Raw genomic sequence first — 25,061 nt, forward strand, 5'->3', positions numbered from 1 at the left:
AGCCGCAGGGGTCGGAATAGCCGTTCTGCCCGCACGTCCCCAGCCGGGCTGCACATAACCACGGACTGAGCCGAATACGTATTATGCGCAGCTGCGCATAACACCTACATCCGCACCTACGCCGGGTGGGTGTACCCCTATCCGCCAGACTGAGGTGAGACACCCGGGCTGGCTGGTTGAGAGGCTGGGGCGTGAGGAGAAGGAGAACCCAGCATGACTATCACTGCAACTACTGACGCGGCCCTGGAGGCCTCGCAGCCGACGCCGACGACCTCGACGCAGGAGACGGTTCAGGCCCCGCGGACCGGGCGGCCGGCCCGGCGGACGTTCACGGCCGAGTACAAGCGGCGCATCGTCGCCGAGTACGAGCAGGCCCCGTCCGGGCAGAAGGGCCGCGTGCTGCGCCGAGAGGGCCTCTACGATTCCAGCGTCAAGCAGTGGCGGGCCCAGATCGAAGCGGGAACACTGGGCACCGTGTCCAAGAGAAGGCCCCGGGCTGGCCAGTCGCCGGAGCAGGCGCGCATCGCTGAGCTGGAAAAGCAGATCAGCAAACTCGAGTCAGACGCCGCCCGGAAGGACAAGGTCATCGCCGATCGTGACGCCGCGTTGGAGGTCATGGGAAAAGGTGTCGCGTTCTTGGAAGCGCTCTCCAAGAAAAACAAGGGGTGACCAGGGCCGCCTGGCGCACCTGGCAGGCCGAAACCGCGCAGCTGCTGACCGCGCTGCTGGGTGTGGTGCGGTCCTGCGCCCTGGTCGGTAGGTCGCGGGCGACCCATCATCGCCAGGCCAATCCGAAACCGCGCCAGTATGGGCCGCACCCCAAGGCCCGCCATCCTGCCGAGCTCACCGCCGCCGAGCGCACCGCGATACTGGAAGTGCTCACCAGCGAGGCCTACGCCGATCTGTCCGTGGCCCAGGTGTGGGCCCGCGAACTCGACGCCGGCCGGTATCACTGCTCGCAGCGCACGATGCACCGGATCCTGGCGGCCGAGGCGATGAACGGCGAGCGTCGTCGGCAGGCAACCCATCCACCACGGGCGATTCCCGAACTGGTCGCAACCTCAGCAAATGATGTGTGGTCGTGGGACATCACGAAAATGCGGGGCCCGGCCAAGGGCATCTGGTACCACGCCTACGTCGTCATCGACATCTACTCCCGCTACGTCGTGGGCTGGCGCATCGAGACCGTCGAAGACGGCGAACTGGCCGCCGACCTGGTCGCCGCCGCCATCGCCGAGCAAGGCCAGGCACCGGGGTATCTCCACGCCGACGGGGGCGCGGCGATGACCTCGAAGCCGTTGGCCTCACTCCTGTGCGATCTGGATGTAACCCGGTCGCACAATCGGCCGCGGACCAGCAACGACAACCCGTACAGCGAGTCGCAGTTCAAGACCATGAAGTACACGCCGAACTACCCCGAGCGGTTCGCCAGCATCGGTGCCGCCCGGGCATGGATGAACCGATTCATCCACTGGTACAACCACCAGCACCGGCACAGCGGGATCGGACTGCACACCCCGGCCAGCGTCCACGACGGCACCGCCGAGACCATCCGCGACAGGCGCCAGCTCGTGCTCGACGCCGCCTACGCCAAACACCCCGAACGGTTCACCCGACGACCGCGCCCACCCCGACTGCCGGAAAAGGCGACCATCAACGACCCCGACGCCCGATCACCCGAAACTAGCCAAGCCCAACCGAGCACCTCACGTCTCATTTGATTTGACACGCTCCGGGCCGCCGGCTCGTGGAGGAGAGCGGTGGTGATTGTCTGGCGGACGCCCGGGGCTGCCTCGCCCAGCGCATTTCTTGAGCTATCACTCGGCGGGCGGCGCAGGAACGAAGGATCCTTTCGATGGACCGCTGAGGTAGGTACATGCCTGCATGAACGAATGTATAGTCACGTAACCGCATGCCCGTCCAACCGGAAACCGCGCAGATTGCTGCGACGCCGATTCAGGAGATGTCATGTCAGTCGAGGTCCCTACCCGTCATCCAGAGCCGCGACGAGTCCTACTGGACTATCCCCACCGTCAGGCAGGGCATTGTGGTTCCGGAGCGCTGAGAGACCTCCTGGAGTGGGCCGGTCTGGGCTGGGACGAGGTGCCGAGCGAAGGTCTGGTCTTCGGAATGGGCGGTGGTCTCGGCTTCACCTACCTGCGGGCACCGGGTCTCGCCCCTCCCATCTACTTCGTCGGGCGTAGCAGCGACCTCGAGGTCGACCTTCTCGCCAGGCTGGGTGCAGAGGTCGACGTTCGGGGAACCGACGATCCCGAGACCGGCTGGGGCTGGGTCCGCCGCGAACTCCAGCAAGGCCGTCCCGTGCTGATGTGGGCCGACATTTCTGAGCTGCCCTACCTCAATGTCCGCCTTCAGATGAGTCGGCACGACATCGTCGTGATCGGTTACGAAGACGACACCGAGACGGCTTTCGTGGTGGACAACGACCGAGCCGAGATGCAGAAAGTCCCCTACGAGGCTCTTGCGCGGGCGCGCGCGTCCCGATCGTTCCCCGTGCCCACGAGGCACACCACGTACTTCGTGAACTGGCCCCAGATCCTGCCCGATCTCCGCCAGACTGCGGCTTCGGCCCTCGTGGCCTCGGTCGAAAACATGCAGGCGGCGACAACCGCGATTATTCCGGACGCGTCGGTGCTACCGCCGGATGCCGTTGCCGCTGCCGGGATCAGTGGAGTCACGGTCTTCGCCGAGGATGTCGACCGGTGGCCGGGGCTCATGCCCGAACCGGAACTGGACATCGCGCTGCGTTCTCTCCACGCCTTTGTAGAGAAGGCAGGCACGGGCGGCGGCCTGTTCCGCCGGTTGCAGGCACAGTTCTGTGGCGACGTGGCCCGGCTAACGGAGTCCGCGGAGATGGCGAAGGCCGGAACTGCGCTCTTGCGCTGCGCGGACACGTGGTCGGCTCTGGCTGCGGCCGGCCGTAGCGACGGATCGACGCTCGATCGCTGGCGACGGGTCAATGAACTCGCCGCGACGCTTCCCCGCGACGAAGGCCATGCCATCTCTCACATGCGCAAAGCGGCGGGGGAACTGGGGATGGGTGACCCATTGTAGGCAAGTCGGCGAACGCAGCAAGCGAGCACCACTGCCGGGTTGCAGCAGCAGATCTGCGGCCACCGCGGACGTAAAGGCGACCCGCTCTACGGGATCCGCACCATCATCCGCTGCGACCCGGCACGGCTGACCGAGCGGCAGTGGCGACGGTTCAATGACGCATTGGCCGCCGACCCCCGGCACGAGGAACTGTTCCTCGCCTGGCAGATCGCCCACGAACTCCGACAGGCCTACCACCATAAAGACCTGCCAGCCGGGCGCAGCGCTGCGGAGAAGATACTCGCGACCTTGCCGTCCTGCCCGATCCCAGAGATCGCCCGCCTCGGCCGCACTCTTCGCAAGTGGAAGGACTCCTTCCTCGCCTACTGGACCACTGACCGATCCAACAATGGTGGAACCGAAGCGATCAACGGCCTCATCGAACTCCACCGGCGCCTGGCCCGCGGCTACCGCAACCGCGACAACTACCGCCTGCGGATGCTCCTCATCGCCGGCGGGCTACGGACCTGACCCCACACTCAGATGCGAAGAGCCCCTTATCCGGCCCTTCCGGAATCAGAGTGCATTGATCCGGTCGTGAAGCTGACCGGAGTGGATCAGTGACCGCAAGATGTAGTGGTTGAGGTTCCGGAAGCCCAGGGCGATTCCGCGGAGGTGTTCGAGGCGCCCGTTGATGGCCTCGACGGGACCGTTGGAGGCACCCACGTCGAAGTACGCGAGGATCTCGCGGTGCCGCTTCCACAGCGACCGGCCGAGCTGGGCGAGCTCGGGTAGTTCCTTCGGAACGCCGGCCCGGATCGATTTGAGGAGCTTGTACATCGCGATCTTGCCCTCCCGCTTGCCCGAGGCCTCGTAGGCGGCGATGAGCCGCTGGTAGACGCCGTAGGTGACCTCCACCGCCGCGTGCGCATCGTTGGCCGTGAACGCTTTGAACAGGCGGGCCTTCTGCTTGTCGGTGAGCAGCTCGGCCCGGGTGTTCAACGTCCGGCGGATGCCGTACAGCGGATCGCCCGTGCGGCCCCGGTGCCCGGTGGTGGCCTGCTGGATGCGCTGGCGGCACACGGTGAGCTTGTCCGCGGCCAGGTGCACGACGTGGAAAGGATCCATCACCGTCCGCGCTTCGGGGACGGCTTTGGCTGCGGCGGTGTGATAGCCGGCGAACCCGTCCATTGTCACCACCTTGACCCGGTCACGGAACGCCTGGTCGCGCGCGTCGAGCCACTCGGTCAGGACCCTCGCCGAACGCCCCGGGACCATGTCCAGCAGGCGAGACGGGTCGGTGCCGTCCACCACCGGGGTCAGGTCGACCAGCACCGTCACAAACGAGCTGCTGCCGTCACCGCGCACGTGCTTCCACTTGTGCTCATCGACCCCTAGAACGCGCACCCCGTCGAAGTGTCCGGGCTGGTCGTAGACCATCGTGCGGATCTCGGAGACCGCCAGGTCGTTGACCAAATCCCAGCCAAGCCCGAGGGCCTTGGCCACCGCGGACACGCTGGTGCGGTCGACCGCCAGGCGCTGCAGAATCCAGCGGGTGCAACGGCGGGTGGTCTTGGCCCGCGGCTCGGCCAACGCCGGCATGCGTTGCTGGAAGATCCGCGTGACGCACTCGGTGTTGCCGCAGGTGAAGCGCGGTACCCGCACGTGCAGTCTGGTGGGATGGCCGACGATCGGCAGATCGGTCACCCGCCGCTCGATGTGGTCTCGTAGCCGGCCCACCACCCCGCACTCGGCGCAGATCGGATCCAGTGTGACCGGGGAGCAGAACAGGTGCGTGAGCTCGTCGGCCACGGCGGCGTCGGTGATGGTCACCCCCAACTCGACGGTGCGGCAGATGGTGTCGGCAAGCAGGCTGGCGGTAGCGTTCAAAGCGGGTCCTGGGGATGCGAAGTGCTGGTGTAGGAACTTGCATCTTCACACGCCCCAGGACCCCTACATCTTGTGCCTCACCGCATCACCGGCGAACCCCAGTTACGCACTCCGGATCCGGAAGGGCCCCTTATCCATGGGTGTGGGCTCGCGTGCACACCACGCGCGAGACCGCCGTTGGGGTGCTGCAGCAGGTACAGATCGCTGTGGTGGAAGTCCGAACGGATCGCGCCGGCCGATCGCGCCGACTCCACGAGTCTTTCAGCCGCGTGGAACGCCCGCCCGATCTCCGCCCGGAACAGCTCGGTTCCAGCATCCGGCGAGAGGATGACGTCGCTGAACCCGAGATTGAACCGCTGTGAGTGCGCCAATTGTGGCTGGTTGATCGACTACGAGGAGTCTGGGTCGGTGTCGAGTGAGTGTGCCGGTCGAGTGTGGTGTGCAATGGTATTCACCCCCTGCGGCAACATGACTGAGAATGCTCCACTCGATAATCATGGCGAGGAACTTCTATGGATCCTGTAGTCACAACCCTTGAGCTCCGCGGTGACGGTGTCACACTTGCCGCCGACCGGTGGGATCCACCGTCAACTGCGGGCGATTCAGACGTCAGCAGTAAAGGTGTGGTGCTGTTGCTGCACGGCGGCGGGCAGACCCGGCATTCCTGGCGAAACACCGGACGCAGGCTCGCGGCGGACGGCTGGTCCGCCCTCGCCCTGGATGCACGGGGGCATGGGCAGAGCCAATGGGCACCGGACGGGGACTATGGCATCGACGCTCTGGTCGCCGACCTGACCTCGGTCATCGGCGAGTTGGGGCAGACGCCGGTACTGGTCGGGGCCTCGATGGGCGGTATGACGTCGTTGATCGGACAAGGAGAGAATCCCGAGCTCGCTCGTGGTCTGGTGTTGGTCGATATCGCCCCGAAGGTCGAACCGGGCGGCACCGCGGAGATTATGGCGTTCATGCAAAGTGGCCTGGATGGTTTTGACAGCCTCGACGACGCTGCCGCAGCGATCGCAGCGTATACCCCGAACCGGGTCCGCACCCCCAACCCGCAGGGGCTGCGCAAGAACCTCCGTCTGCGCGATGGCCGCTGGTATTGGCATTGGGATCCGGCGTTTCTGCGCCAGGGCGACGAACCCACCCGCCAGACCGACTCGATCGTGCGATACGAACGCGCCCGGGACGCCGCAGCCGCGATTACCGTTCCCACGATGCTCGTTCGTGGAACACAATCAAACGTGGTCAGCGAAGAGGGCGCCAAAGAGTTGCTTGAGCTCATACCGACCGCCAGATTGATCGACGTCACCGGGTCCGGTCATATGGTCGCCGGCGACGACAACGATGTGTTCAGCGGCGGATTGAAGGGTTTTCTCGACAACGACGTTCTCGCATCGCGCCACTGACGCCGTCGAGGACTCGAACGTCACCGGCGGCGGGAGCTCACCTGGGTTGCGTATCGGTGCCGGTTGCATTGATGGCCGGATTCGCCCGCCCCCGCGGGCCGCTTCGCTGACAGCGGAGCTCGAGGACCGCTTCCCCGGATGTGGCCGCCCTGCGATCCCGGCTTCGATGTTGGCCACGAGCATGGACCGATAACCAGACTTTATGTAAAGCGGTCACGAGGTGAAGCCACCGAGCTCTCGCCCACCTGCCACGCCAGTAGCGAGGACGCTAAGCACATTCCGCATACCTACTAGCAGTCATCTCCTGCCGATCCGGCGGTGTCAGCCGCACCGCGTGCGCCCACCGGTTCGCCCTACTCGTCGCCGGTGAACTGTCTGACGGTGCGATCGGAGAAAACCGCTGCAACGAACCCCTCTGCGCTCGCGTCGGACCCCGGAGCCTCGTCGCCTCCACTCAATCAACGAACCGCCGCTACGACGTCGCCTGCGGATGAACCGTCAGACTCCACGAAGAGATAATGTCAGTGGTCGATGTTTCACTTGTGTGCCTGACGGCGTGCACCCGCTGTAGCCATCAACGGATCGTTTTGGTCATGGATGGTCCCGCTTTTCGAGGAAACGATTGAAGTGACGATCGAAGAGGACATACGCGACTGGGCGCTAACAAGGCCCGCGTGGCAACAGGACGTACTGATCGCCCTGTCGCACGGCGAAACGTACGACGATCCCGATGTCGTCGCGAAGCTCGCCGACCGTCTCCAGGAGCGGGGCAGTGCAACGCCCAACGAAGCTGCCCGAAACCTCACCCTCGGCGCGACCGAAGCGAGGCAGGTCTGGCTCAAGAGAATCTGCGGCGGCAATAGCGTCAACGCACTTGCCGCTGACCAGACACTGGCGTTTGAGCCCGCAGGACTAACGATCAGTTACGGCAACAATGGCGCTGGCAAATCCGGATACGCACGCATCATCAAAGCAATGGTTGCTGCGCGCCACTCCTCGCTCGTCCTACCAGACGTATATCGAGACGGCTCACCTGACCCGAGCGCTGAACTCGAGTACTCGGTAGACGGCCAGCCGTTCTCAGTGAAGTTCCCCGCCGATCCTCCGGTGCCGGATCTTCAGCAAGTTCGCTTTTACGACGAGCACTGCGGCGACGAGTACCTGCTCCGCGACTCGACCGTTACCTACCGCCCCTCTGCCCTCACCGTGCTAGACGGTCTCATCACCGTGTGTGGGATGGTTCGCGAGGAATTGCAGCGGCGCATTGCCGAAAGTAATCAGAAGCGCCTGAACCTCACCCTCCCCCAAGGCGCCGCTGGGAACACCTTCTTATCTCACCTGTCGGCCATTACAACTGACCTGGACATTGAGAACGCCTGCTCGTTTACATCCGAGGACGCCGATAACCTCGGCAAGGCGATTCAGGAAGTCGCACGGTTGGAGACGAGCGACGCCTCCAAAGAGCGTGTGCGCCTTCAGGCCGATGCCAGCCACGCCATGACTCTGAAAGCTGCGATCGCTGAGTTAGAAGACACCCTGAGCGCTGATCGCCTCACTGCGATCGAAAAGCTCAAGGACAACGCCCTGACCAAACGCTCTGCAGCAAATCTCGCAGCAGAGACATCCTTCGACGACGAGCCGCTGTCTGGAGTTGGTTCGGAGACCTGGCGGACACTATGGCGCGCTGCCCGTGACTATGCAGTCTCCGTCCCCGGCCATGAGCACGAGTTCCCCGAGGTCGGTGACGACGCCCGCTGCGCACTTTGCCAACAGCCACTTAGCGACGACGCCAAGGTGCGTTTCACTCGCTTCAACGCCTACATGACTGACACCACCGAGAGAGACGCCGTCGCAGCCGAGCACCTCTACGAAGAGGCGCTCGCCGGTCTCCGGGGACTGCATTTCTCTACCCAGACGATCGCGACCGCACTGACCGCACTCGGTACCCACGACGAGGCGCTGGCTAATGCTGCCCAGCGCCAACTACTCATGCTTGAGAAGCATCGCAACGAGGCACTGAAACACTTCGCGGCGAGTGGAGAGCCCTCGGCGCCGCTTACCGCGAACACCATCGCTACACGACTTGAGGAACTTACGAAGTCTTTGACCGCCAAAGCCGAGGCGACAGACGTCGCTGGTTTCCAGGCAACGTTGACTGCGGCAAAGTCCATCCGAAACGAGCTGGAAGCCTCTCGGCTGCTGAGCGAAAACAAGGATCAGATTAAGACCGAAGTCATTCGGCTTGAGGATTTCGGAAATCTCAACGCTGCCCTTTCCGCGACTGACACCAAGGGCATTACGCGCAAGGCAACCGACCTCACGAGCACCTACGCCACCAAACAGATCCGCGACCACTTCACCTATGAAACTGCTCGTATGCACCTAGAGAAGGTGACGCTCAAGGATCGGGGCGGACAGAAGGGACTGGTTCGTCAGATCCCAGCGCTTGTCGGTGTTCGGCACAAGGACGGTAGCGCCCGCGCAGTGCTAAGCGAGGGCGAGCAGACGGTGCTGGGTCTAGCCGGCTTCTTCACCGAAGCAGAGTTTGATCCCTCTAAGTCAGCCGTCATCTTCGATGACCCCGTGACCTCACTAGATCACGTACGGCGGGACAAAGTAGCGGACCGGCTCGTCCAGTTCGCCAAGTCGCGGCAGGTCATTGTCTTCACCCACGACATTGCATTCCTGACCGACCTCCTTAAGTCAGCGGACTCCGCCGAAGTCGAGGTATATCACCGCACCATCCAGCGGCGTGGCACGGTTCCCGGGTATGTCGCGGAAGGCTTGCCGTGGAAGGCTCAGGATATTGGGCTGAGGCTGAATACAATCCAGAATGAGATTACGAAGCTTACCAAGGACCGACAGGACCTAGACGACGACGAATACGAGCAGCGCGTCAACAAAATCGCGGGTTATCTGTCGGAGGCATGGGAGCGCACGGTGACAAGCGAGATCGTCAATCGCGTGTACGACAGGAGTAAGTCCGAAGTACGCCCCCTGATGGTACGAATGCTCGCCAAAATCTCCGACACAGATACCACCGAGTACCAAGAAGGCTACGGCAAAACGTCTAAGTGGGCTCTCCGACACGACAAGGCGGAAGAAACCAACTATGTTGCGCCGGAGCCCAACGAACTTGAGGCCGAATACGACCGCCTAAGGACCTGGCACAAGCGCATCAGGAGCTACCAGAACCAGAAGTAGACGGGCCTACTTCCCTCGTCGCGATTGACTACAGAGGCGAGGCGTCCTGGCGATGTGGTCTAGCACGACCTCGACCACATCGCCGACCCTGAAGCGCTCACATGCACCCCGACCCACGCTTCGTGATCTCCCAACACCACCAGCGCCACCGCAACAGTGACACAAACTAGCGCCTGCCTCCCTACATCGAGCTGTAGTCACACCGACCAGCTACGGAAGATAATCACCTCGATGGCCGCAATGCCCGATACAGCGTAGAGCGGCCGACCCCGAGATCTCGGGCGATTGCTGATGGCCCCTCCCCCGCCTCGATGCGGGCGCGGGCCTTGTTGATCTGCTCGTCGGTCAGGACTCGTTTGCGTCCCTTGTACTTACCCTTCGCTTTGGCGATGGCGATGCCCTCGGCTTGGCGTTCACGGATGATGGCCCGCTCGAACTCAGCGAACGCACCGAGCAGCGAGAGCATCAGGTCGGCTCGAGGATCCTGGGCGCCAGCGGCGTAGGTCGCGCGTTCGTGGACGAACTCCACACTCGCGCCCTTCGCGGTGATCTCGCCAACGATCTGCTTCAAATCAACCAACGAACGAGCGAGACGGTCCATCGACGCAACAACCAGCTCATCACCATCTCGCAGATACCCGATGCACTCTTCGAGCTTCACCCGGTCCGCGCGCGAGCGAGCCGACTGCTTCTCGACGTAGACCCGGTCGCACTCCCCCACCGCCTCGAGCTGACGCGCCTCGTTCTGATCCGCTGCCGACACCCGCACGTACGCCACCCGCTGCCCACGAGGGCGCGAGACCCGGCGAGCCGGCTTCGGAGCCGGCCTTGGCTTCGGCGTTACCTCGACGACGTTCTCCGAGTCCGTCGACTCCACCCGAAAGTTCCAGCCCGACTCGTCCCGACGACGGAACCGAGTCCGCACGCTCCCGCGACTGACGATGAGCACCTCCTCGCCACCATCACCCGCCCGGTTCAAGAGCGTCCCGATCCGATCAGCCATCGAAAGACCCTTTCGCCCGGAAACCTGCATCAATAGATCCTAGACCCGACGGGAAGGCGTTTCATAAGTATCGAACTAGACCCTGTGACACAGCAGCGATGGTTGGCGGCATATCGTCCCGCACGGGTGTACTTCAAAGAGACGGCGATACGGACACGACAGCCGAAACTCGGGAGTTCGTGCGCCGAAGCGCGAAGTCACCCGCGAAGTCACCCAGCGTTACGAACTAGCTGAATCCTCAGGTATTCACCCAAGCGGCTTTGGCATGCTTCAACTGTTGTCAATTCCCAGCCCAACCTAACCGCTTCGGGATGCAGTTCGGCACAGACTTTTCCATCGGCGATAAGTGCAGACCCAGTGAACTCAGTGACTTCGGGAACGTTAGCGGTGAAGGTGTGCTCCTCGGCGGAGATGCGTAGTTTGATCAACCGGCCATTCAGATCGTGCTCGCCCACGAAGAACTCCGATCCCCACGGAAACCGGCTCGCCGGAAGGGGGAACGGATCTTCGGAAAAGAACGCCTCAAGCTCCGAACGCCACCGCTTGCGAGGAAACGAGTCCAGTCCCACGTCCGCGACAAACTCGAGGTCCCATCCGACGGCTGCGTACAGGTTCCTTCCACCGTCCAGGAGCGCATAACGTGCGCGCTCCCCAGAGTCCTGGAGCCAAGACACATACCAACCGTCTTCGTACTTGTGCTGACCGAGTGCACCAAGCCGCGAAGCCTGTTTCCGCTGCGGGGACGGATTCTTCGGGATGAACCGAACAGCCCCGCTACTGCCCTCAATCGCCGTCCTTACCGCTTCTGCAAGCGCATCGATGGCAGCGACGGTCACGCTGACGCTTTCTGTCTCGACGTCAAAAGGACCGATGGCGCTCCCTTGCCCAAGCCCCAGCCGTAGATGCACCAGCGTCCAACCAGCCTCTGCCATGAGCCGGTTTCTCTTCTCGTCGGCAGCTCTCTTCATGTCGTGACCAGCCGGCCCATCCGGCGACCCCGTCGGATCGACCTCCACAGCCACACGGTGCCCCTTTAGGATGAGGTCCGGTGTGAGAATCGGCCAGTATCCAGCTTCGGGATCCTGCCCGGCTTGAACGCCGTGATGAGGATCGAGAAGTTCGATTCCGTGGCCCTCCAACATCGTCCGAACTCGCTCCTCCACCTTCGAAGAGTGCACCCGCTTCCTAGCCCCGGTGATTCACGGGGATCTGCGGATCGCTGGGCGAAAATAGACCGAAGTGCTTCCTGAACAGGGGAAACTGGGACTTGTCTAAGGTTCCATGTTCTCCAGCAGAAAGCACTCGGTAGGTGAAGCTTACTTCGTGGTCGGCCGGGCTGTCCGTTACTGCTGATGGTGTCGGGGTGGTCTCTCATGCCGGGGCCATCGCTCCGCGCCTTCTGGCTGATCAGGTCGGTCTGACCGCCGCGCTGTCAGGGGCCATGGCCCGCCGCCGGTTCATCCCGATCCACGATCGCGGCCGGGTGTTGATCGACGTCGCGGTGATGCTGGCCGATGGCGGCGAGTCCATCTCAGACATCGGCGTCCTGCGCCACCAGTCTGGCGCCCTGGGCCCGGTGGCCTCGGCGCCGACAGTGTGGCGCACACTCGATGAGGTCACCGCCGGCAAGCGCAAGAAGATCCAGGTGGCGCGGGCTCGGGCACGGCGGCACGTGTGGTCCCACCTGCCCGGCGGGGTGCCCGCATCCAAGTGCGCGGGCCGGGACCTGGGATCGACGATCGTTCTCGATGTGGACGCCACCATCGTGGTCACCCACAGCGAGAAGGAGAACGCCGCGCCGACGTACAAGCGCACGTTCGGCTACCACCCGATCGGCGTGTGGTGCGACAACACAGAAGAGTTCCTCGCCGCGAGCCTGCGCCCGGGCAACGCCGGGTCCAACACCGCCGCCGACCACATCGACGTCCTGGGCCAAGCCATCGCGCAGATCCCCGCCACCCGCCGGCGTGACCTGCTGATCCGCTCCGACGGTGCCGGCGCCTCCCACGACCTGATCGACTGGATCACCGAGCAGAACCGCGTCCGCGGTCGACAGGTGGAGTACTCGGTCGGCTTCTCCATCACTGCCCCGATTCGCCGGGCCATAGCGACCTGCCCCGAAGCCGCGTGGGGACCAGCGCTCAACCCAAACGGGGACATTCGCGACGGGGCCGACATCGCGGAGCTGACCGGGTTCCTCTCCCCACGGATGCTCGCAAAGTGGCCAGACGGGATGCGGGTCATCGTGCGCCGCGAACGGCCCCACCCCGGCGCCCAGTTGTCGATGTTCGAGGAGATCGACGGGTGGCGCTACCAGGCTTTTGTCACCAACACCAGCGCCGGGCAGCTGCAGTTCCTTGAAGCGAGGCATCGGGCTCACGCCCGGGTCGAGGACCGGATCCGCCACGCCAAAGACACCGGGCTCGGCCGGCTCCCCTCACGCGAGTTCGCGCTCAACCAGGCCTGGCTGGTGGCAGTGATGATCGCCGCAGATCTGGTGGCGTGGACGCGGATGCTGGCCTGTACCGGCGAGGCCGCAGTCCTCGCCTTGTGCGAGCCCAAAGCCTTGCGCTACCGCTTCCTGCACGTCGCAGCCCGGCTGACCCGTAGCGGCCGACGGCGAAAGGTGAAGATCCCGGAAACGTGGCCCTGGGCCGTCGCGATCGTCGCCGTGTTCAACACGATCGCCGCGATCCCCAAACCAGCCTGACCTCACATGCCCGCCCACGACATCACCACCCGGGGACCCGCCCACCGGCAGCGCCAGCCGGCACACACGCACGCCTACCCACGAAATCGATCCCGCCGTCAACCGACAGCAGCAGTCACACCGGCCCGTGAATCAGCGGGGCTAGGCACGATCTCACCAAGTGGGTATTTGGGCGTTATCGTCTGCTTGGCTCCGGCCGCCGCGTGAGGGCCTGAGTAGAGTCCTTCAACCATGAGTTTTCTCCGATCGATGTGCACCAGGCTGAACAAGTGCGGCCGGTGACCTGACCGCGTGGCTCAAGGTTTTGGACACCCTTGCACCTCTCTACGACAACTAGGCCCGTCAAACGGGTTCATACGCGCTAATGCATCAATGGCTGCGCAGTCGGTTCTCGAATCCTCGCGGGTATGTGACCTAGTTCTGTGCCCTCCCGAATCGGGGCCGCCTGCGGAGAGCAAACTGCCCTTAGGCTTTGTTCGTGGGAGGCGTCACCCGGGCCAAAGCAGCCTGCAAGTGCAGGAACCGCCAACTTAAGCTCTTATCCGCCGAGGCCAAGTAGCTCCGTCGGATGCACGACCCCGGTGACTACTCTGCCGCCGAGCTCGGCCGCGGGTTGCACCGCACATCGGTGTACCGATACTTGGACCACGAGGGGAACTAGTGACGGAAATTGAACCTGACGACCCGTCAGACACCGACGTCGACGACGAGCCAGCTACTGATCAGCTGCGCGCCGAAGACGTGGACGAGGACAACCTTGACTTCCTCCACGCCCTCGCCCGGGAAGCAGCGGAGCTGGATCAGCAGAATATCTCAAGCAACAACCAGCGGTGCGGAATCCTTCTCGCCTTCACCGGCCTTACGACGACGCTGGCGGGCAAAGATCTTCTGCCACACCTGCCGAACTTGGGGTGGACCAACTTCCACAACCACGAGTTCTACGTCTTCTGGGCAGCTGCCATCGCAGGGGTCCTCGCGGTAGCAACCGGGGTCATCGCACTCGTCGCAGTGCGTCCACTCACGGCCAGCATCCTGAGTCCTCAGCAGATCTTCCAGGCCTACGCGAGGACGGGCGAGCATGAGACGAAGTTCGACGTCCTGAACACGATGGTCCAGACGCAGGTCGAGACACGGCTAGCCGTCTCGAATCGAATGACGTTAGGAGCCTGGGCCACAGGAGTAGCGGTTGCGACCCTGGCCATGACGCTCATCGCAGCTATACTCAAAGCCACCCTTTAGGGAGGTGGATCATGACCAGCACTCAACCGGTGCGACGTGGTGCGAAGCTGCCCCCGGTCAACCTCCGGCTGATCGACAACAGCGGCGCCTTTAAGAAACAGGCCGACTCCACTCGCCGACATTTCAAGTTGGCGAAGTCTAAGAAGGCCAAGGCCAGTGGGCAGTAGCAAGCCGTCCCACGAACCTCCAGGGACGAAGCCCCCCAAGGCTCCCAAGCCCACACTGCCGCCACCAAATTCGGACTTGACCCAACGCGGTTTCCTCGGCTCGGGGACTCCTCATCGGAGTTCGAACTACGACCGCTCTCACGGGAAACAAGGTTAAGACAACATCCCACCAGGGTATATTTGCCCTGGTGGGGTCGCCAAATTCGGTTATCACCTATTGACGTCGATAGTTATCTACCGACACAGAGTTCAAATTCATGAACTCCGTCATTGGACGTCTCGATCAAGCCGCTTCAGAAAGCATCGCCGCGTAGTGGGCGAACAAAACCTCCTGACGCTGCTCGAGCCCAGCGATCCGTCGGGAAGCACCGAAGAGCTTGTCTACGATCCGGTCGAGAGCATCGTGCGCACTGACGAGGGCGGGGTCCATCGCAGTGGTGTTGTAGTGCTCTGCAAGAGTTCGATCTGGGAACCTATCCCGGGCGGCACGGATGGCGAGGCCCGCCTTGATAATGGACTCCTGGGCACGATCATCCAGTTTCGGAAGAGGAAAGTTGTTCCAAGTGATGGTGCTCGACAGGCTCAGGTCTGACTTCATTCTGCCGCCGACAGTCTTCATCCAAGTGATTAGCATCGTCGAGCAGGCAATCGCAAAGAGTACGCCGCCGTCGTCCTCAGCAGAGTAGATCTTGTTCGACGTAATGCACTCGGGACCAAGGAAACCAACTGGTAGATATCGTCGGTTTACCGAGCTGACCTCAGGGAGTGCGATGAATGGGCTCTCGGAGACGAACCCCATCTGACGAAACAGGTGATCGTGTCGGTAGATCCGAGTGCTCTCAGCTTTCGACTCACTCCGCATTTTCTTCACCGCGGCGATCCGCTGACGCAGCTCCGTAGATCGGTTCAAGTCCGCAGGATCGAGATCGACAAGCCAGAGACACCAGCGCCCTTTCCCGTAAAGCATCTCAGTCGTTCCAATGTAGGGACGTACGTACTTCGACAAGGTCGGATCGCGGCGCACCCCTTCAATCTGATCTTCTGTGACGACGAGGTTTCCGCCGTCCGAGGGCTTAGACCCGTAGCTCAATTCGGGGAGCCCTGCCGCGAGTGGACGTGACCGTGGCCCGACGAGGACGCTGGGCCCATCGACTAGGTAGGCGTTAATGCCCGTCTTGGGTTGAAGATGTACTGGTGTCGCGTTCGGGTGCTCGTAATCCCACAGGGATTGTCGAGCCGATCGGTCCTTGGTGAATCCAACGATGACGCAATGCACTACTGCTGCTCCTGGAGCCTCTGAGTCCCAGGCGAATGTGCGGTGGCCAAACTTGATGCGCCACCCGCCGTCGTAAATCGGCTCGAACAGGCGCGGCACCTGGTCACCCTGCGTGATGGAGTTGGTCGTCACGTAGGCGAATTCTCCGGGCCTGTTCGCAAGGAGTTGGAGAGTCTTGGCGTGCCATCCGGTGACGAAGTCGAGGCGTCCGAGGACCTTCTTTCCACCCCATGCCGCCTTCAAGTCCGAGAGCTGTTCTTTCGTGCGCGTGTGGTCTCCCAGGAACGGCGGGTTGCCGAAAACGTAGGTCAAGCCGACCGGTCGGGGAAGGACAGCGTCCCAAGACAACCGGAGCGCGTTGTCGTGGCGGATGTGCGCCGTGATCTTGATTGGAAGGCGATCGGGAGCGTCACCGACGGCAGCAGCGAGTTCACGGTTGGCTTGGTGGTCAACGAGGAACATAGCGGTTTCCGCGATCTTCGCCGGCCACCAGTTGATCTCGAATCCGTGGAATTGGTCGATGGTGAGCTTCTGGTCCAGGCTCACGTCAAAGGAGGCCGTGGTGAGTTTTTCGCGACGGCGCAGCTCGACAATGACTCGGGTCTCGATCCGTCGCAGTTCGCGGTAGGCGATGACGAGGAAGTTCCCACACCCGCAGGCTGGGTCGACAAACTGCATCGTAGCCAGTTCGTCGCGGAACTGCCGCAACGCTTTTTGGGAAGTCGACTTGTTGGCGATGAGCCGGTCTGCTTCCTCTCGGAGTTGGTCCAGAAGGAGCGGTTCGAGGACTTTGAGGATGTTGGCCTCGGAGGTGTAGTGCTCTCCGTCGGCTCTTCGCGCTTCTTTGCTCTTGACGAGTTGGAACATTGATCCAAATACGGCTGGTGATATTCGGGTCCAGTGGAAGCGACAGGCGGCTAGGAGCGCCTCGCGAAACTCGTTGTCGAAGTACTCCGGGACGAGTGTGTCGCGGAAGACTGAGCCGTTGACGTAAGGGAAGCGCGCCATTGCTTGCGGTACTCGGCGCCGCTGGTTCAAGGGGGTGTTCAAGACATGGAATAGCGCGGTGAGTTGGGCCCCCAGGTTGTCGGTTGTGGTGTCGTAGAGGACGAATCGATAGAAAAGGTCCTCTTCCCAGAGCCCGGCATCGTCCCCGTAGAGAAGGAAGAGCAGTCGCGTCATCCACATCGAAGTTTGCTGAACTGCGAGGTCTTCATCCTCCGGGTTCTGCGCGGCGTATTCACCCACCCCAGCGTCGGCGTCCTCGTCAAGCATGGCGTTGTACATACCCGCCATAAGCTTGCTCGCTGCGATCGACGCCTCGACCTCGTCTTGCTTGGTGATCGTCTCCTTGCCTGCCAGGAACATGAGCTGGTCGACGTGGTCAGGGATGTCCTCAATGCGGCACTGGACCGTCCAAGCGTCGTCACCGAGGCGGTCGATCCGCAGGTGTTCGAAGTCTGCGACAAGGACGTATTTGGGGAACTCGTGGTCTGCGATGGAACCGCCAGCCAGGTAGTCCAGTGCCTGGCTGAATGCCGCGTTGAGATCCCTACCTAGGGACTTGGCCTCGCCGATGACGACGCCCGACCAGAACAGGTCGATGTAGCCGGCCCCGCCGGTGGTGGCGCGGGCTGCGTCACGCTCGAACAGGTCGATCCGCTCCGGTATGACACCAAAGCATTTGAGCAGGTCGGACCAGTACTGCTGAGCATGAGATCGTTCGGTACCGGTGACTTTGTCGGCCTTCCAACCTTCGACGCGGTCTCGCCAGAACATCGAGAACTCGGTTAGTGATCGATGAATGGTGTCGCGGTCAAGGGCGAGTGCGGCGCTGGGAGTCACGCCGTGACCTTACGACTAATGGCCAGACTCGTTGCGAAAGCCTGGGACAATTGACGGATCCGATCCAATGCCACCGAGGCCAAGGAGCCCTGCCCGTGCAGTCCGCCGTAAGAAACCGCTGGTGAGCGGCCACACTGGGCCCCTCGATCACTTCATTCGTCGAGCTCGGCGAGTCCTCACCCATAGCCTATGGGTACACGAACGAGAAATGCTCAAGCCGCACATCGCGGGCGAAATGACATTCAATGTGGAAGAAGACACCAGCACCGGCGCGATCTCCGTGACGGGCATAGCCCGGCCGCCGTTTCCAGACGAAGAACGGTTTGAGTCCCTCGCAGCCCGGGTTCGCCCCTTCCTGCTGGTAAGCGAACCCGTCCATTTCACGAAGGTCCTTGAGGCGCTGGAGAAGCTAGTTGCCGAATCGGCAGATCCGAACCTGGAGATCGATCTTCCGGGACTGCGGCGCGAGTGGGAGACGCGGTGCGCCAAACCCAAGCCAGGAGCCCGTCCTGAAGATGATTGCCAAGCGTGGACCGTCACCACCGAATACGGCACCTACTCAGACCGGCAACTTGCCGACCGTTGGATCTACTGTGATTTGGTCCATGCGGACGAACTCAACTCAGAGTTCGCGGGCACGACGCTGGAAGACCGCTGGCACGAGGCCGTCCCATTCGTCGCGCGGGTGGTTGAAGTCATTGAATGGACGTACTCAATCGTCCGCTATCTCGACAACCTCGGCATCGTGACGTTGAACGCCGCGGCTTTGACCGACCAGGTCTCCAACCCGATTCGAGAGTGGGAAGCTGACGGAACCGTGTGGACGGCACCCGTCGGCACAGCTCCACCCTCGAACTTGGAACCCCTCCCACCACCGTTTCGTCCACTCGACCTAAGTGACATTCCCCGTCCCTCGAGCGCTGACGCTGCGGGCAGACCCGCCGAGGGAGAGGGGAACAAGCACGCCGCCAGAGACTCGCGCTGAACAACCCGATCACGGCGAGCCGACGGCCTTAGTCTGAACTTCCGGATCTAGTGCGCCGATAATGTTGGATTCAGGCATCGTCGCTGATCAAAGCACTAGAAGTTGGGTACAGCTCTACTGGCGCCGGTGGCAGACCAGCGCCTCTGGCGGTACAACCCTAACGGCCCGGCTCCACAGCGATGACCGTCGAAGCGTGTTGGTTGCTTCCGGCTCTCCTATACGGTCGGACCGCATTGCCGCGGCGTCCGTGACGCCCGAGAGGTGGCTGAGACGGTGGCATCGCTGCCCTGCACACTGCGCTCGCAAATAGTAGAAGGTTGTAGCGATGAGTCTTGGAAAGTCCGTCCGGCTGTTCCTGGCTGAAGGCACCCCCGGCGGGCTGTTGACCGCCGAAATCATGAACTGGACCGGTCATGTCACCGCGGCACCGCGCTCGGACCTGGCCGCCCTGTTGAAACGACCCGAGGTCAGCCGCACCGGTGTGTATCTCCTTCTCGGCGATGACCCCGACGGGCTCAGTGGGCACATGGCCTATATCGGTGAGGGCGACGACGTCCGCAAACGGCTCTACGACCACGGACGGTCCGAGGCCCAAGGAGGAAAGGACTTTTGGGACCGAGCAATCGTGCTGACCAGCAAGGACGCCAACCTAACTAAGGCGCATGTCCGCTACCTCGAAAGTCGTCTCATCGAGCTTGCGGCCCAAGCTCAACGTGCCCGTCTCACGAACGGTACAAATCCCCCACGGATCACGCTTCCTGAAGCCGATGTTTCCGACATGGAGTACTTCCTCGACCAGGTCAAGATCATCCTGCCCGTCCTCGGGGTGAACCTCTTCCGGTCCCTTGCCACACCGCCATCCCCCGCGCTTGCAGAGACGGGCCCGCGGACGGAAACGACGGTGTTCGAGATGACGCTTAAACGACGCGGACTCACTGCGACCGCACGTGAAGTCGACGGCGAGTTCACCGTGCTCGAAGGATCCCGAGCTCGACGCGAATGGTCCGGCGATGAGACACAGTCCTATGCACGGCTGAGAGCCAAGCTCGAACAGGACGGCACCCTCGCACCTTCGCCCGACGACGCGTCAATGTACTTCACCAGAAACTATGTCTTTAACAGCCCGAGTGCCGCCGCGGCGGTCGTAGCCGGCAGAGCCGCGAACGGCCGAACCGAATGGCTCGTCCAGGGACACCGGGCCACCTACGGCCAGTGGGAAACCCAGGGCATCGATGAGGTCATGACCTCAGAGAATTAACCGGACTATGCATGAAGAACCCTGGCGACCCGATCGGGAACGGCCCGGATCTCGTACGCCGATAATGTGTGTTCTGACGTAGTTGCTGGTCAGAGCGGTCTCTCTTGCGATCGCTGGTAGCGTCGCAGCATGTGTGGTCGGTACTCGGTAGCGGTGTCTGGCGCCGCCCTGGTCGATGTCCTCGAGCTGGACGGGACGGAACCGGGGTTCGAGTGGGAGCCGGCCTACTCGGTTGCTCCTCGCACGCGGGCGCCGGTAATCCGGGATCGTCTGATCGGCGATCAGCGGGTGAGTGAGGCGTTTATGCCTACGTGGGGGTTGCGTCCGTCGTGGGCGAAGGAGAAGGGGCCGCGGCCGATTAACGCCCGGCTGGAGACTGCTGCAACCAATGGCATGTTTCGTTCGGCGTTCGCCTCTGCGCGGGCCCTGGTTCCGATGACCGGGTACTACGAGTGGCAGGAAGCTCTCGAGGGCGGGAAGAAGGTCAAGAACCCCAGCTATGTGCATGCCCCGGGTGACGAGCTGCTGCTCGCTGCGGGACTGTTGGCCTTCCACCGCCAGGACGGTGACGAGCAGTGGCGGACGACGTTCACGATCATCACGCGGACGGGTGAGGATGCGGCTGGCGAGGTGCACGACCGCATGCCGGTCTTTGTGACCCCTGCTTCGTGGGACACCTGGTTGGCTCCGGAGAAGCTCGAGAAGGACCGGGTCGGAGACGTGCTGGATCTGCTGGACGTCGAGTCGCGGGCGGTGGCGTCGACTCTTCGAACCCGTCCGGTGTCGCGGGCGGTCAACAACGTCCGTACCTTGGACCGCCGCGATGCCGGCCTGATCGAGGCGGTTACTCGCAGTGGTGGTGATCGCTGACGGTTCGGCCCTGGCGGTAGCGAGGTTTGCCGTCGGCGCCGTTGCGATAGCGGCGGGGGTTGCGGGCGAGTTTGCGCAGGTCGCGCAGTAGCTCGATTGTGCGCGCCTCCCCCAGCTCGCCGATGGCGTCTCGGTAGGCGCCCTGCTTGGTGGGGTCGACATCTGGGAGGCCGGCCACGACGAGGTGCCACCGTAGGAGTTCGAGGAACTGTGCTTCGCCTGCTTGCTCGGCTGCTCGGCGCAGTGGGCCCAGCAGTTCGTCCATGTGGCGCACCCTAGGTGTCGCCTCCGACAAGGGTCGGTTAGTGCAGGTCCCTTGCGGCGATGAGTCCGGTGATGAAGTCGGTGACGCGGTCGGCTTCGGCGTCGGTGAGGTCGAACCGTTGGCCTCCGACGAGGGTGCGGGCGGGGCCGAGTGGTTCGAGCCCGTAGAGGACTCGAGTGGCGGCTGACAGTGCGGCTCGGTTGGCGATGGATTCGATGGTGCAGTCCAAGGCGTCGGCGATTGCGGTGAGCTGGTCCCGGCCGATGACGGCCGGCGGCGTGGCCTGTCGGTAGGCGGTGGGTTGGGATTGTCCGCGTTCCCAGGCGCTGATCCAGGGGGATTTCACTCCGATGGCCACGGCCAGTTTGAGCTGGGTGAGTCCGGCCTCCATGCGTGCGGCGCGGATGGCGCGGCCGAGTGATCGGGCTTCGTCTGGGGTCACCGGGGCTCCTTGTCTGTTGTGTCGGTGTTGAGGGTGGCCAGGACGGCCCAGTGGCCGTCGCTGCAGGTGACGTCGAGGACGGTGACGGCCGGAGTCGTCCCAGGCTGGATGGTGGCGGTGATGCGGTGGTCGAGGTCGATGTGGGCGTGCAGCTCGGTGGGGCCTGTCCCGACAATGAACGTCATTCCTGCCCCTCTCCCCCACTGGTCGGTCCGCCGGTGAGGTCGGCGCGACGCTTGGTTTCGCGACGCATGGCGCGGCCTTGGCCAATGAGGATCTCGAAGAGGTCGTCGGTGGGCGCTTCGGTGCTGGCACGGGTCAGCTCAGCGGCGGTGCGGGCGAAGCGGCGGCGGTAGGCGGCGTCGAGGACGTCGGCCGCGAGGGTGCGCACTCCGATGGCCGGGGTTCCGAGAAGTGCGACGACCTGGAGGGCATCGGCCAGGAGCTGACCGTGGTGGCCGGCCATGCGGCCAGCATTGGTGAGTGCGGCGAGCACCCGCGGGGCGTGGTGGGGTTCGCTTGCCGCGATGAGGTCGGCGATCACGCTGTACAAGTCTCCGTAGCGGGGGTTGAGGAAGTCGCCGGCCTCGAGGTGGGCGGTGATGTGGCGGGCCTCGGCAGTCTCGGCGGTGTGCAGGAGGGCGCAGAGCAGGGCGGCTTCGGGGTCGAGCTCGGGGACGGTGGGTGCGTCGTCGGTGGCGGCGAGGTCGTCGACGTCGACCGGGTCGGCGGTGGCCTGCGGGTCCTCGGTCATGGTGTGCATTGTGTGTCCCCTCCCCTGCTGTTGGGTGGTTCAGGCGGCGTGGGCCGCGAGGTTCTTGATGCGGTCGGGGCGGAATCCGGCCCAGTGGTCGGTGTCCGTGACCACGACGGGGGCCTGGAGGTGACCCAGGGCCATGATGTAGTCGCGGGCGTCGGTGTCGGTGGTGAGGTCGACGAGCTCGTAGGTAATGCCGGCCTTGTCGAGGGCCTTGATGGTGGCGCCGCACTGCACGCATTGGGGCTTGGTGTAGACGGTGATGGGCATGTCGGCTGTCCTTTCGGTGGTGGTGCCCGTCTGCCTCGCGGCGATGGGCGCGGGGCAGACGGTCAGGCGGCGTAGATCGCGCGTCGGATGGTGCCGATGATTTCGGTGTCGTCCTCGTCGGCGATGACGGTGACTCGGTCCTCGTGGATGGTGACCGGGTTGATCGAGAAGTCGAGGACTGTGGCGAGGGTGGCGGCGGCTTCCCAGGGCTCGGTCGCGGTGACGGAGTAGGTGATGCGGGCCATTGGTGGTTCCTTTCGGGTTCGGGGTGAGTGGCCGTGTGGCCTGCTCTGCTTTCATTCTACACGCATCATGCGTGTATGGTACTAGTTTGATGCGTTAAGGTGCGTTCACCTGCGGGTTTGCGGATCGGTCCGTTTCGGGCGGTGCCGTTCGCGCATGGCCCCCCTTTCCCTGACACCTGCCGATCTGTCGCGTAGCGGACGGCGTCAAAGAAGGGCACCCGGGGTGAGCGCGAAGAATCCGCGGCGAAATAAGTGAGCGCAGCGAGCGCGTCGCGGATTGTTCGGGATCGCCCCGGGCGACGGCGAAGCCGGCGCCGACCTTGACGCCGGCAGCAAAGCGACAAGACTCGCGGTGGCAGGGAAAGAGGGCTGACCACCAGCTCGCCCCAGGGCCCGGCATTAGCCACCCACTCACCACCGGGCTCTACGCCCCGGGAGCCTGCGGGCGGTGTTGCACGCGGGAGCTGGCCCCAGTCGACCCGCGACGGCCGGGCATATGTGGGTTTTAGTTGGTGAGGGTTGTGGTGGCTCGGAGGGTGGCGAGGAGGTCGGTGCGTCCGCTGGGTGTGATGCGGGGTGCGATGACTGCGTGGGGCTCGTCGCCGAGGGCGATGAGGTGGGCGTGGTGTTGGTAGGGGTTGTCGGCGTGGATGTCGATGGTGGTGGCTGCGGCGTGGTGTGCGGCGAGGTCGAGGGCTTCGGCGTGGCTGCCGGTGGTGGCCAGGGTGTCCTGGTGGAGGAGTTGGCCGGTGGGGGTGGTCGTGGTGATGGTGACGATGTGCATGGGTCTACCTCTTGTAGGTGGTGCGGCCGCCGGCGCGGAAGGGGCTGGTGTCGGAGTGGTAGGGCTTGCCGTCGTTGTATTCGGCGTCGAGGCGGTCGAGCAGCTCCTCGAAGGCGCGGACGGTGAAGGCGACGGCGCTGGGCAGGTCCTCGTCCTTGTCGAGGGCTTCGCAGGTGCCCCAGATGCGTTCGACCAGGTCGGCTGGCAGGCGCATGTTCCAGTTGCGGTATTCGGGGGCGTCGGCCGGCCGTGGGGTGCCCTCCCCTGCTGCGGCTTGGGCGACGAGGCTGTCGGTGGTCTTGCGCTTGCGGACGGGCGGTGTGGCGGCCATGGGTTCAGGTCCTTTCGGCGGTCAGGGTGGTGAGCAGCTCGTGGAAGCTGTCGCGGACGGTGACGGCGGCGATGTCGCGGAGCTCGTCGAGTCCTTGACCGTTGGCGGCGGCTTCGGCGATGAAGGCGCGGCGTGGGATGTCGTGGGGGTGGACGGTGTAGCCGGATTGGGTGGCCCAGTCGCGGATCTCGGTGGCGACGCGGCCGTGGGTGGCGGTGCGGGTGGTGTCGCGCAGGTTGATGAGGATGTCGGGGTCGGGCAGGGGCCGGCTGGGGCGGAGGTCTTCGTTGATCTCGTCGACGAGCTCGCCGGTGTCGCTGATGCCGTTGAAGGAGTCGTTTTCGGGTTCGGTGACCAGGAGGACCCGGTCGGCTGAGTAGAGGGCGTTGATGGTTCCCAGGGACAGGCCGCGGTCGCAGTCGATGATGACGAGGTCGTAGTTGTCGCGGACGGTGTCGAGGGCTTTGTGTAGGACTTTTCCGGGGGCCACTCCCCCGAGCGCCTGCAGGGCTGCGGCGAGTTTGCCGCGGCCGGAGGGGACGATGTCCAGGCCGGGGCGGCGGGTGGTGTGGGTGGCGCCGGCGAGGGTGACGCCTGGGGTGCGGGCGTAGATGTCGGCGAGGGTGTGTCCGTCGGGGTCGCGGTTTCCGAGGATGCGCAGGGCTACTCCCCCTTGGGCGTCGTGGTCGATGACTAGGACGCGCTTGCCGCCTGCGACGGCGGTGTGGGCGAGCATGAGGGCGGTGGTGGTCTTGCCGACGCCGCCCTTGTGGTTGGCGATCGCGATGACCGTGGTCATGGGTGCTTTCCCTTCGTTATGCGTGCATGGTGCGAGTATATCGGCGCATGGTGCGGGTATGGAGCACGTGTGATGCTTGGGTGTGGGGCGTGTCGTGCGTGCATGATGCGAGGGTGGCCGGGGGGGGGGGGGGGGGGGGGGGGGGGGGGCGGGGCCCCCCCCCCCCCCCCCCCCCCCCCCCCCCCCCGGCCCGGCCGGCGCGGGGGGGGGGGGGGGGGGGGGGGGCGGGGGGGGGGGGGGGTGGGGGGCGCCGGGGCC

General features: G+C 63.9%; 25 protein-coding genes. 12 read left to right on the forward strand and 13 right to left on the reverse strand.

The window, feature by feature from the left end; genetic code table 11:
* The first annotated feature begins 213 nt into the window (after window positions 1-213).
* The 4 genes from R4P08_RS17750 (at window position 214) to R4P08_RS17765 (ending at window position 3,585) form a co-directional block, all read left to right on the forward strand.
* Window positions 214-669, forward strand: a complete 456-nt coding sequence (locus R4P08_RS17750) for a transposase (protein ID WP_095719468.1) — start codon at window positions 214-216, stop codon at window positions 667-669.
* Entirely contained in the window at window positions 666-1,721 is a 1,056-nt protein-coding gene (locus tag R4P08_RS17755; RefSeq protein ID WP_083249486.1) for an IS3 family transposase, read from the forward strand. The genes R4P08_RS17750 and R4P08_RS17755 overlap by 4 nt, the downstream gene beginning before the upstream one ends.
* Window positions 1,722-1,968: 247 nt before the next feature.
* Window positions 1,969-3,075 carry a BtrH N-terminal domain-containing protein gene (locus R4P08_RS17760; RefSeq protein ID WP_067478094.1) on the forward strand — a complete coding sequence of 369 codons (1,107 nt, stop codon included), beginning with the start codon at window positions 1,969-1,971 and terminating at the stop codon, window positions 3,073-3,075.
* Between the two features lie 39 nt (window positions 3,076-3,114).
* Window positions 3,115-3,585, forward strand: coding sequence for a transposase (locus tag R4P08_RS17765; protein WP_228549380.1), 471 nt, complete (start codon window positions 3,115-3,117; stop codon window positions 3,583-3,585).
* A 45-nt stretch (window positions 3,586-3,630) separates the two neighbouring features.
* On the opposite strand, the gene R4P08_RS17770 is transcribed toward R4P08_RS17765, so the two are convergent.
* Window positions 3,631-4,944: an ISL3 family transposase gene (locus tag R4P08_RS17770; protein WP_069388581.1), complete on the reverse strand. Its 1,314-nt coding sequence runs from the start codon at window positions 4,942-4,944 to the stop codon at window positions 3,631-3,633.
* A 512-nt stretch (window positions 4,945-5,456) separates the two neighbouring features.
* On the opposite strand from R4P08_RS17770, the gene R4P08_RS17775 reads away from it, so the two are divergent.
* Both R4P08_RS17775 and R4P08_RS17780 read left to right on the forward strand, forming a co-directional pair.
* Entirely contained in the window at window positions 5,457-6,353 is an 897-nt protein-coding gene (locus R4P08_RS17775; protein ID WP_069388583.1) for an alpha/beta fold hydrolase, read from the forward strand.
* A 627-nt stretch (window positions 6,354-6,980) separates the two neighbouring features.
* Window positions 6,981-9,557, forward strand: a complete 2,577-nt coding sequence (locus tag R4P08_RS17780) for an AAA family ATPase (protein WP_245847716.1) — start codon at window positions 6,981-6,983, stop codon at window positions 9,555-9,557.
* Window positions 9,558-9,780: 223 nt separating this feature from the next.
* On the opposite strand, the gene R4P08_RS17785 is transcribed toward R4P08_RS17780, so the two are convergent.
* Both R4P08_RS17785 and R4P08_RS17790 read right to left on the reverse strand, forming a co-directional pair.
* Window positions 9,781-10,560, reverse strand: a complete 780-nt coding sequence (locus tag R4P08_RS17785) for a recombinase family protein (RefSeq protein WP_095719449.1) — start codon at window positions 10,558-10,560, stop codon at window positions 9,781-9,783.
* 209 nt (window positions 10,561-10,769) lie between these two features.
* The gene (locus tag R4P08_RS17790; protein ID WP_317815203.1) at window positions 10,770-11,723 is read right to left on the reverse strand and encodes a hypothetical protein; all 954 of its coding nucleotides are present in this window, start codon (window positions 11,721-11,723) and stop codon (window positions 10,770-10,772) included.
* A gap of 146 nt (window positions 11,724-11,869) precedes the next feature.
* Between R4P08_RS17790 and R4P08_RS17795 the strand changes: the two genes are divergently transcribed.
* The 3 genes from R4P08_RS17795 to R4P08_RS17805 all read left to right on the forward strand — a co-directional run bounded on the left by R4P08_RS17795 (window position 11,870) and on the right by R4P08_RS17805 (window position 14,676).
* Window positions 11,870-13,270 carry an IS1380 family transposase gene (locus R4P08_RS17795; protein WP_317815204.1) on the forward strand — a complete coding sequence of 467 codons (1,401 nt, stop codon included), beginning with the start codon at window positions 11,870-11,872 and terminating at the stop codon, window positions 13,268-13,270.
* Between the two features lie 660 nt (window positions 13,271-13,930).
* Window positions 13,931-14,509 carry a hypothetical protein gene (locus R4P08_RS17800; protein ID WP_317815205.1) on the forward strand — a complete coding sequence of 193 codons (579 nt, stop codon included), beginning with the start codon at window positions 13,931-13,933 and terminating at the stop codon, window positions 14,507-14,509.
* 11 nt (window positions 14,510-14,520) lie between these two features.
* A complete protein-coding gene (locus R4P08_RS17805) occupies window positions 14,521-14,676 on the forward strand; it encodes a hypothetical protein (RefSeq protein WP_317815206.1) in 156 nt (51 codons plus the stop codon).
* Window positions 14,677-14,959: 283 nt separating this feature from the next.
* Here R4P08_RS17805 and R4P08_RS17810 read toward each other — a convergent pair whose 3' ends face one another.
* Window positions 14,960-17,731 carry a DNA methyltransferase gene (locus R4P08_RS17810; protein WP_411741238.1) on the reverse strand — a complete coding sequence of 924 codons (2,772 nt, stop codon included), beginning with the start codon at window positions 17,729-17,731 and terminating at the stop codon, window positions 14,960-14,962.
* Window positions 17,732-18,005: 274 nt separating this feature from the next.
* Here R4P08_RS17810 and R4P08_RS17815 point away from each other — a divergent pair, with 274 nt between their 5' ends.
* From R4P08_RS17815 to R4P08_RS17825, 3 genes are all read left to right on the forward strand, one after another.
* Window positions 18,006-18,782 (forward strand): hypothetical protein, encoded by a 777-nt coding sequence (locus tag R4P08_RS17815; protein WP_317815208.1) that lies wholly within the window; start codon window positions 18,006-18,008, stop codon window positions 18,780-18,782.
* A 325-nt stretch (window positions 18,783-19,107) separates the two neighbouring features.
* Window positions 19,108-20,040 carry a GIY-YIG nuclease family protein gene (locus tag R4P08_RS17820; protein WP_317815209.1) on the forward strand — a complete coding sequence of 311 codons (933 nt, stop codon included), beginning with the start codon at window positions 19,108-19,110 and terminating at the stop codon, window positions 20,038-20,040.
* 129 nt (window positions 20,041-20,169) lie between these two features.
* A complete protein-coding gene (locus tag R4P08_RS17825) occupies window positions 20,170-20,910 on the forward strand; it encodes an SOS response-associated peptidase (RefSeq protein WP_317815210.1) in 741 nt (246 codons plus the stop codon).
* On the opposite strand, the gene R4P08_RS17830 is transcribed toward R4P08_RS17825, so the two are convergent.
* From R4P08_RS17830 to R4P08_RS17870, 9 genes are all read right to left on the reverse strand, one after another.
* Complete coding sequence (locus R4P08_RS17830) at window positions 20,885-21,175, reverse strand: hypothetical protein (RefSeq protein WP_317815211.1); 291 nt, start codon at window positions 21,173-21,175, stop codon at window positions 20,885-20,887. The genes R4P08_RS17825 and R4P08_RS17830 overlap by 26 nt on opposite strands.
* A 37-nt stretch (window positions 21,176-21,212) precedes the next feature.
* Complete coding sequence (locus R4P08_RS17835) at window positions 21,213-21,617, reverse strand: helix-turn-helix transcriptional regulator (RefSeq protein WP_317815212.1); 405 nt, start codon at window positions 21,615-21,617, stop codon at window positions 21,213-21,215.
* Window positions 21,614-21,802, reverse strand: coding sequence for a hypothetical protein (locus R4P08_RS17840; protein ID WP_017838627.1), 189 nt, complete (start codon window positions 21,800-21,802; stop codon window positions 21,614-21,616). The genes R4P08_RS17835 and R4P08_RS17840 overlap by 4 nt, the downstream gene beginning before the upstream one ends.
* Window positions 21,799-22,371, reverse strand: a complete 573-nt coding sequence (locus R4P08_RS17845) for a DnaB-like helicase N-terminal domain-containing protein (RefSeq protein ID WP_317815213.1) — start codon at window positions 22,369-22,371, stop codon at window positions 21,799-21,801. Before R4P08_RS17845 ends, R4P08_RS17840 begins: the two co-directional genes overlap by 4 nt.
* A gap of 39 nt (window positions 22,372-22,410) precedes the next feature.
* Window positions 22,411-22,644, reverse strand: coding sequence for a glutaredoxin-like protein NrdH (nrdH, locus tag R4P08_RS17850; protein ID WP_317815214.1), 234 nt, complete (start codon window positions 22,642-22,644; stop codon window positions 22,411-22,413).
* 62 nt (window positions 22,645-22,706) lie between these two features.
* Window positions 22,707-22,889 (reverse strand): hypothetical protein, encoded by a 183-nt coding sequence (locus R4P08_RS17855; protein ID WP_317815215.1) that lies wholly within the window; start codon window positions 22,887-22,889, stop codon window positions 22,707-22,709.
* 505 nt (window positions 22,890-23,394) lie between these two features.
* A complete protein-coding gene (locus R4P08_RS17860) occupies window positions 23,395-23,673 on the reverse strand; it encodes a hypothetical protein (protein WP_317815216.1) in 279 nt (92 codons plus the stop codon).
* Window positions 23,674-23,677: 4 nt separating this feature from the next.
* Window positions 23,678-24,004 (reverse strand): hypothetical protein, encoded by a 327-nt coding sequence (locus R4P08_RS17865; RefSeq protein WP_017836510.1) that lies wholly within the window; start codon window positions 24,002-24,004, stop codon window positions 23,678-23,680.
* 4 nt (window positions 24,005-24,008) lie between these two features.
* Window positions 24,009-24,803 carry a ParA family protein gene (locus tag R4P08_RS17870; RefSeq protein ID WP_067715302.1) on the reverse strand — a complete coding sequence of 265 codons (795 nt, stop codon included), beginning with the start codon at window positions 24,801-24,803 and terminating at the stop codon, window positions 24,009-24,011.
* Window positions 24,804-25,061: the final 258 nt, after the last annotated feature.

This window comes from Rhodococcus sp. IEGM 1408 (assembly GCF_033142235.1).
Taxonomy (GTDB): domain Bacteria; phylum Actinomycetota; class Actinomycetes; order Mycobacteriales; family Mycobacteriaceae; genus Dietzia.

What these genes read in the sequence shown, in the direction of transcription:
- R4P08_RS17845 (WP_317815213.1), bottom strand. Translation starts at nt 22,371, where the DNA reads ATGACCGAGGACCCGCAGGCCACCGCCGACCCGGTCGACGTCGACGAC.
- R4P08_RS17825 (WP_317815210.1), top strand. Translation starts at nt 20,170, where the DNA reads ATGTGTGGTCGGTACTCGGTAGCGGTGTCTGGCGCCGCCCTGGTCGAT.
- nrdH (WP_317815214.1), bottom strand. Translation starts at nt 22,644, where the DNA reads ATGCCCATCACCGTCTACACCAAGCCCCAATGCGTGCAGTGCGGCGCC.
- R4P08_RS17760 (WP_067478094.1), top strand. Translation starts at nt 1,969, where the DNA reads ATGTCAGTCGAGGTCCCTACCCGTCATCCAGAGCCGCGACGAGTCCTA.
- R4P08_RS17750 (WP_095719468.1), top strand. Translation starts at nt 214, where the DNA reads ATGACTATCACTGCAACTACTGACGCGGCCCTGGAGGCCTCGCAGCCG.
- R4P08_RS17805 (WP_317815206.1), top strand. Translation starts at nt 14,521, where the DNA reads ATGACCAGCACTCAACCGGTGCGACGTGGTGCGAAGCTGCCCCCGGTC.
- R4P08_RS17815 (WP_317815208.1), top strand. Translation starts at nt 18,006, where the DNA reads ATGCTCAAGCCGCACATCGCGGGCGAAATGACATTCAATGTGGAAGAA.
- R4P08_RS17860 (WP_317815216.1), bottom strand. Translation starts at nt 23,673, where the DNA reads ATGCACATCGTCACCATCACCACGACCACCCCCACCGGCCAACTCCTC.
- R4P08_RS17830 (WP_317815211.1), bottom strand. Translation starts at nt 21,175, where the DNA reads ATGGACGAACTGCTGGGCCCACTGCGCCGAGCAGCCGAGCAAGCAGGC.
- R4P08_RS17785 (WP_095719449.1), bottom strand. Translation starts at nt 10,560, where the DNA reads ATGGCTGATCGGATCGGGACGCTCTTGAACCGGGCGGGTGATGGTGGC.
- R4P08_RS17865 (WP_017836510.1), bottom strand. Translation starts at nt 24,004, where the DNA reads ATGGCCGCCACACCGCCCGTCCGCAAGCGCAAGACCACCGACAGCCTC.
- R4P08_RS17855 (WP_317815215.1), bottom strand. Translation starts at nt 22,889, where the DNA reads ATGGCCCGCATCACCTACTCCGTCACCGCGACCGAGCCCTGGGAAGCC.
- R4P08_RS17870 (WP_067715302.1), bottom strand. Translation starts at nt 24,803, where the DNA reads ATGACCACGGTCATCGCGATCGCCAACCACAAGGGCGGCGTCGGCAAG.
- R4P08_RS17840 (WP_017838627.1), bottom strand. Translation starts at nt 21,802, where the DNA reads ATGACGTTCATTGTCGGGACAGGCCCCACCGAGCTGCACGCCCACATC.
- R4P08_RS17810 (WP_411741238.1), bottom strand. Translation starts at nt 17,731, where the DNA reads ATGTTCTGGCGAGACCGCGTCGAAGGTTGGAAGGCCGACAAAGTCACC.
- R4P08_RS17775 (WP_069388583.1), top strand. Translation starts at nt 5,457, where the DNA reads ATGGATCCTGTAGTCACAACCCTTGAGCTCCGCGGTGACGGTGTCACA.
- R4P08_RS17820 (WP_317815209.1), top strand. Translation starts at nt 19,108, where the DNA reads ATGAGTCTTGGAAAGTCCGTCCGGCTGTTCCTGGCTGAAGGCACCCCC.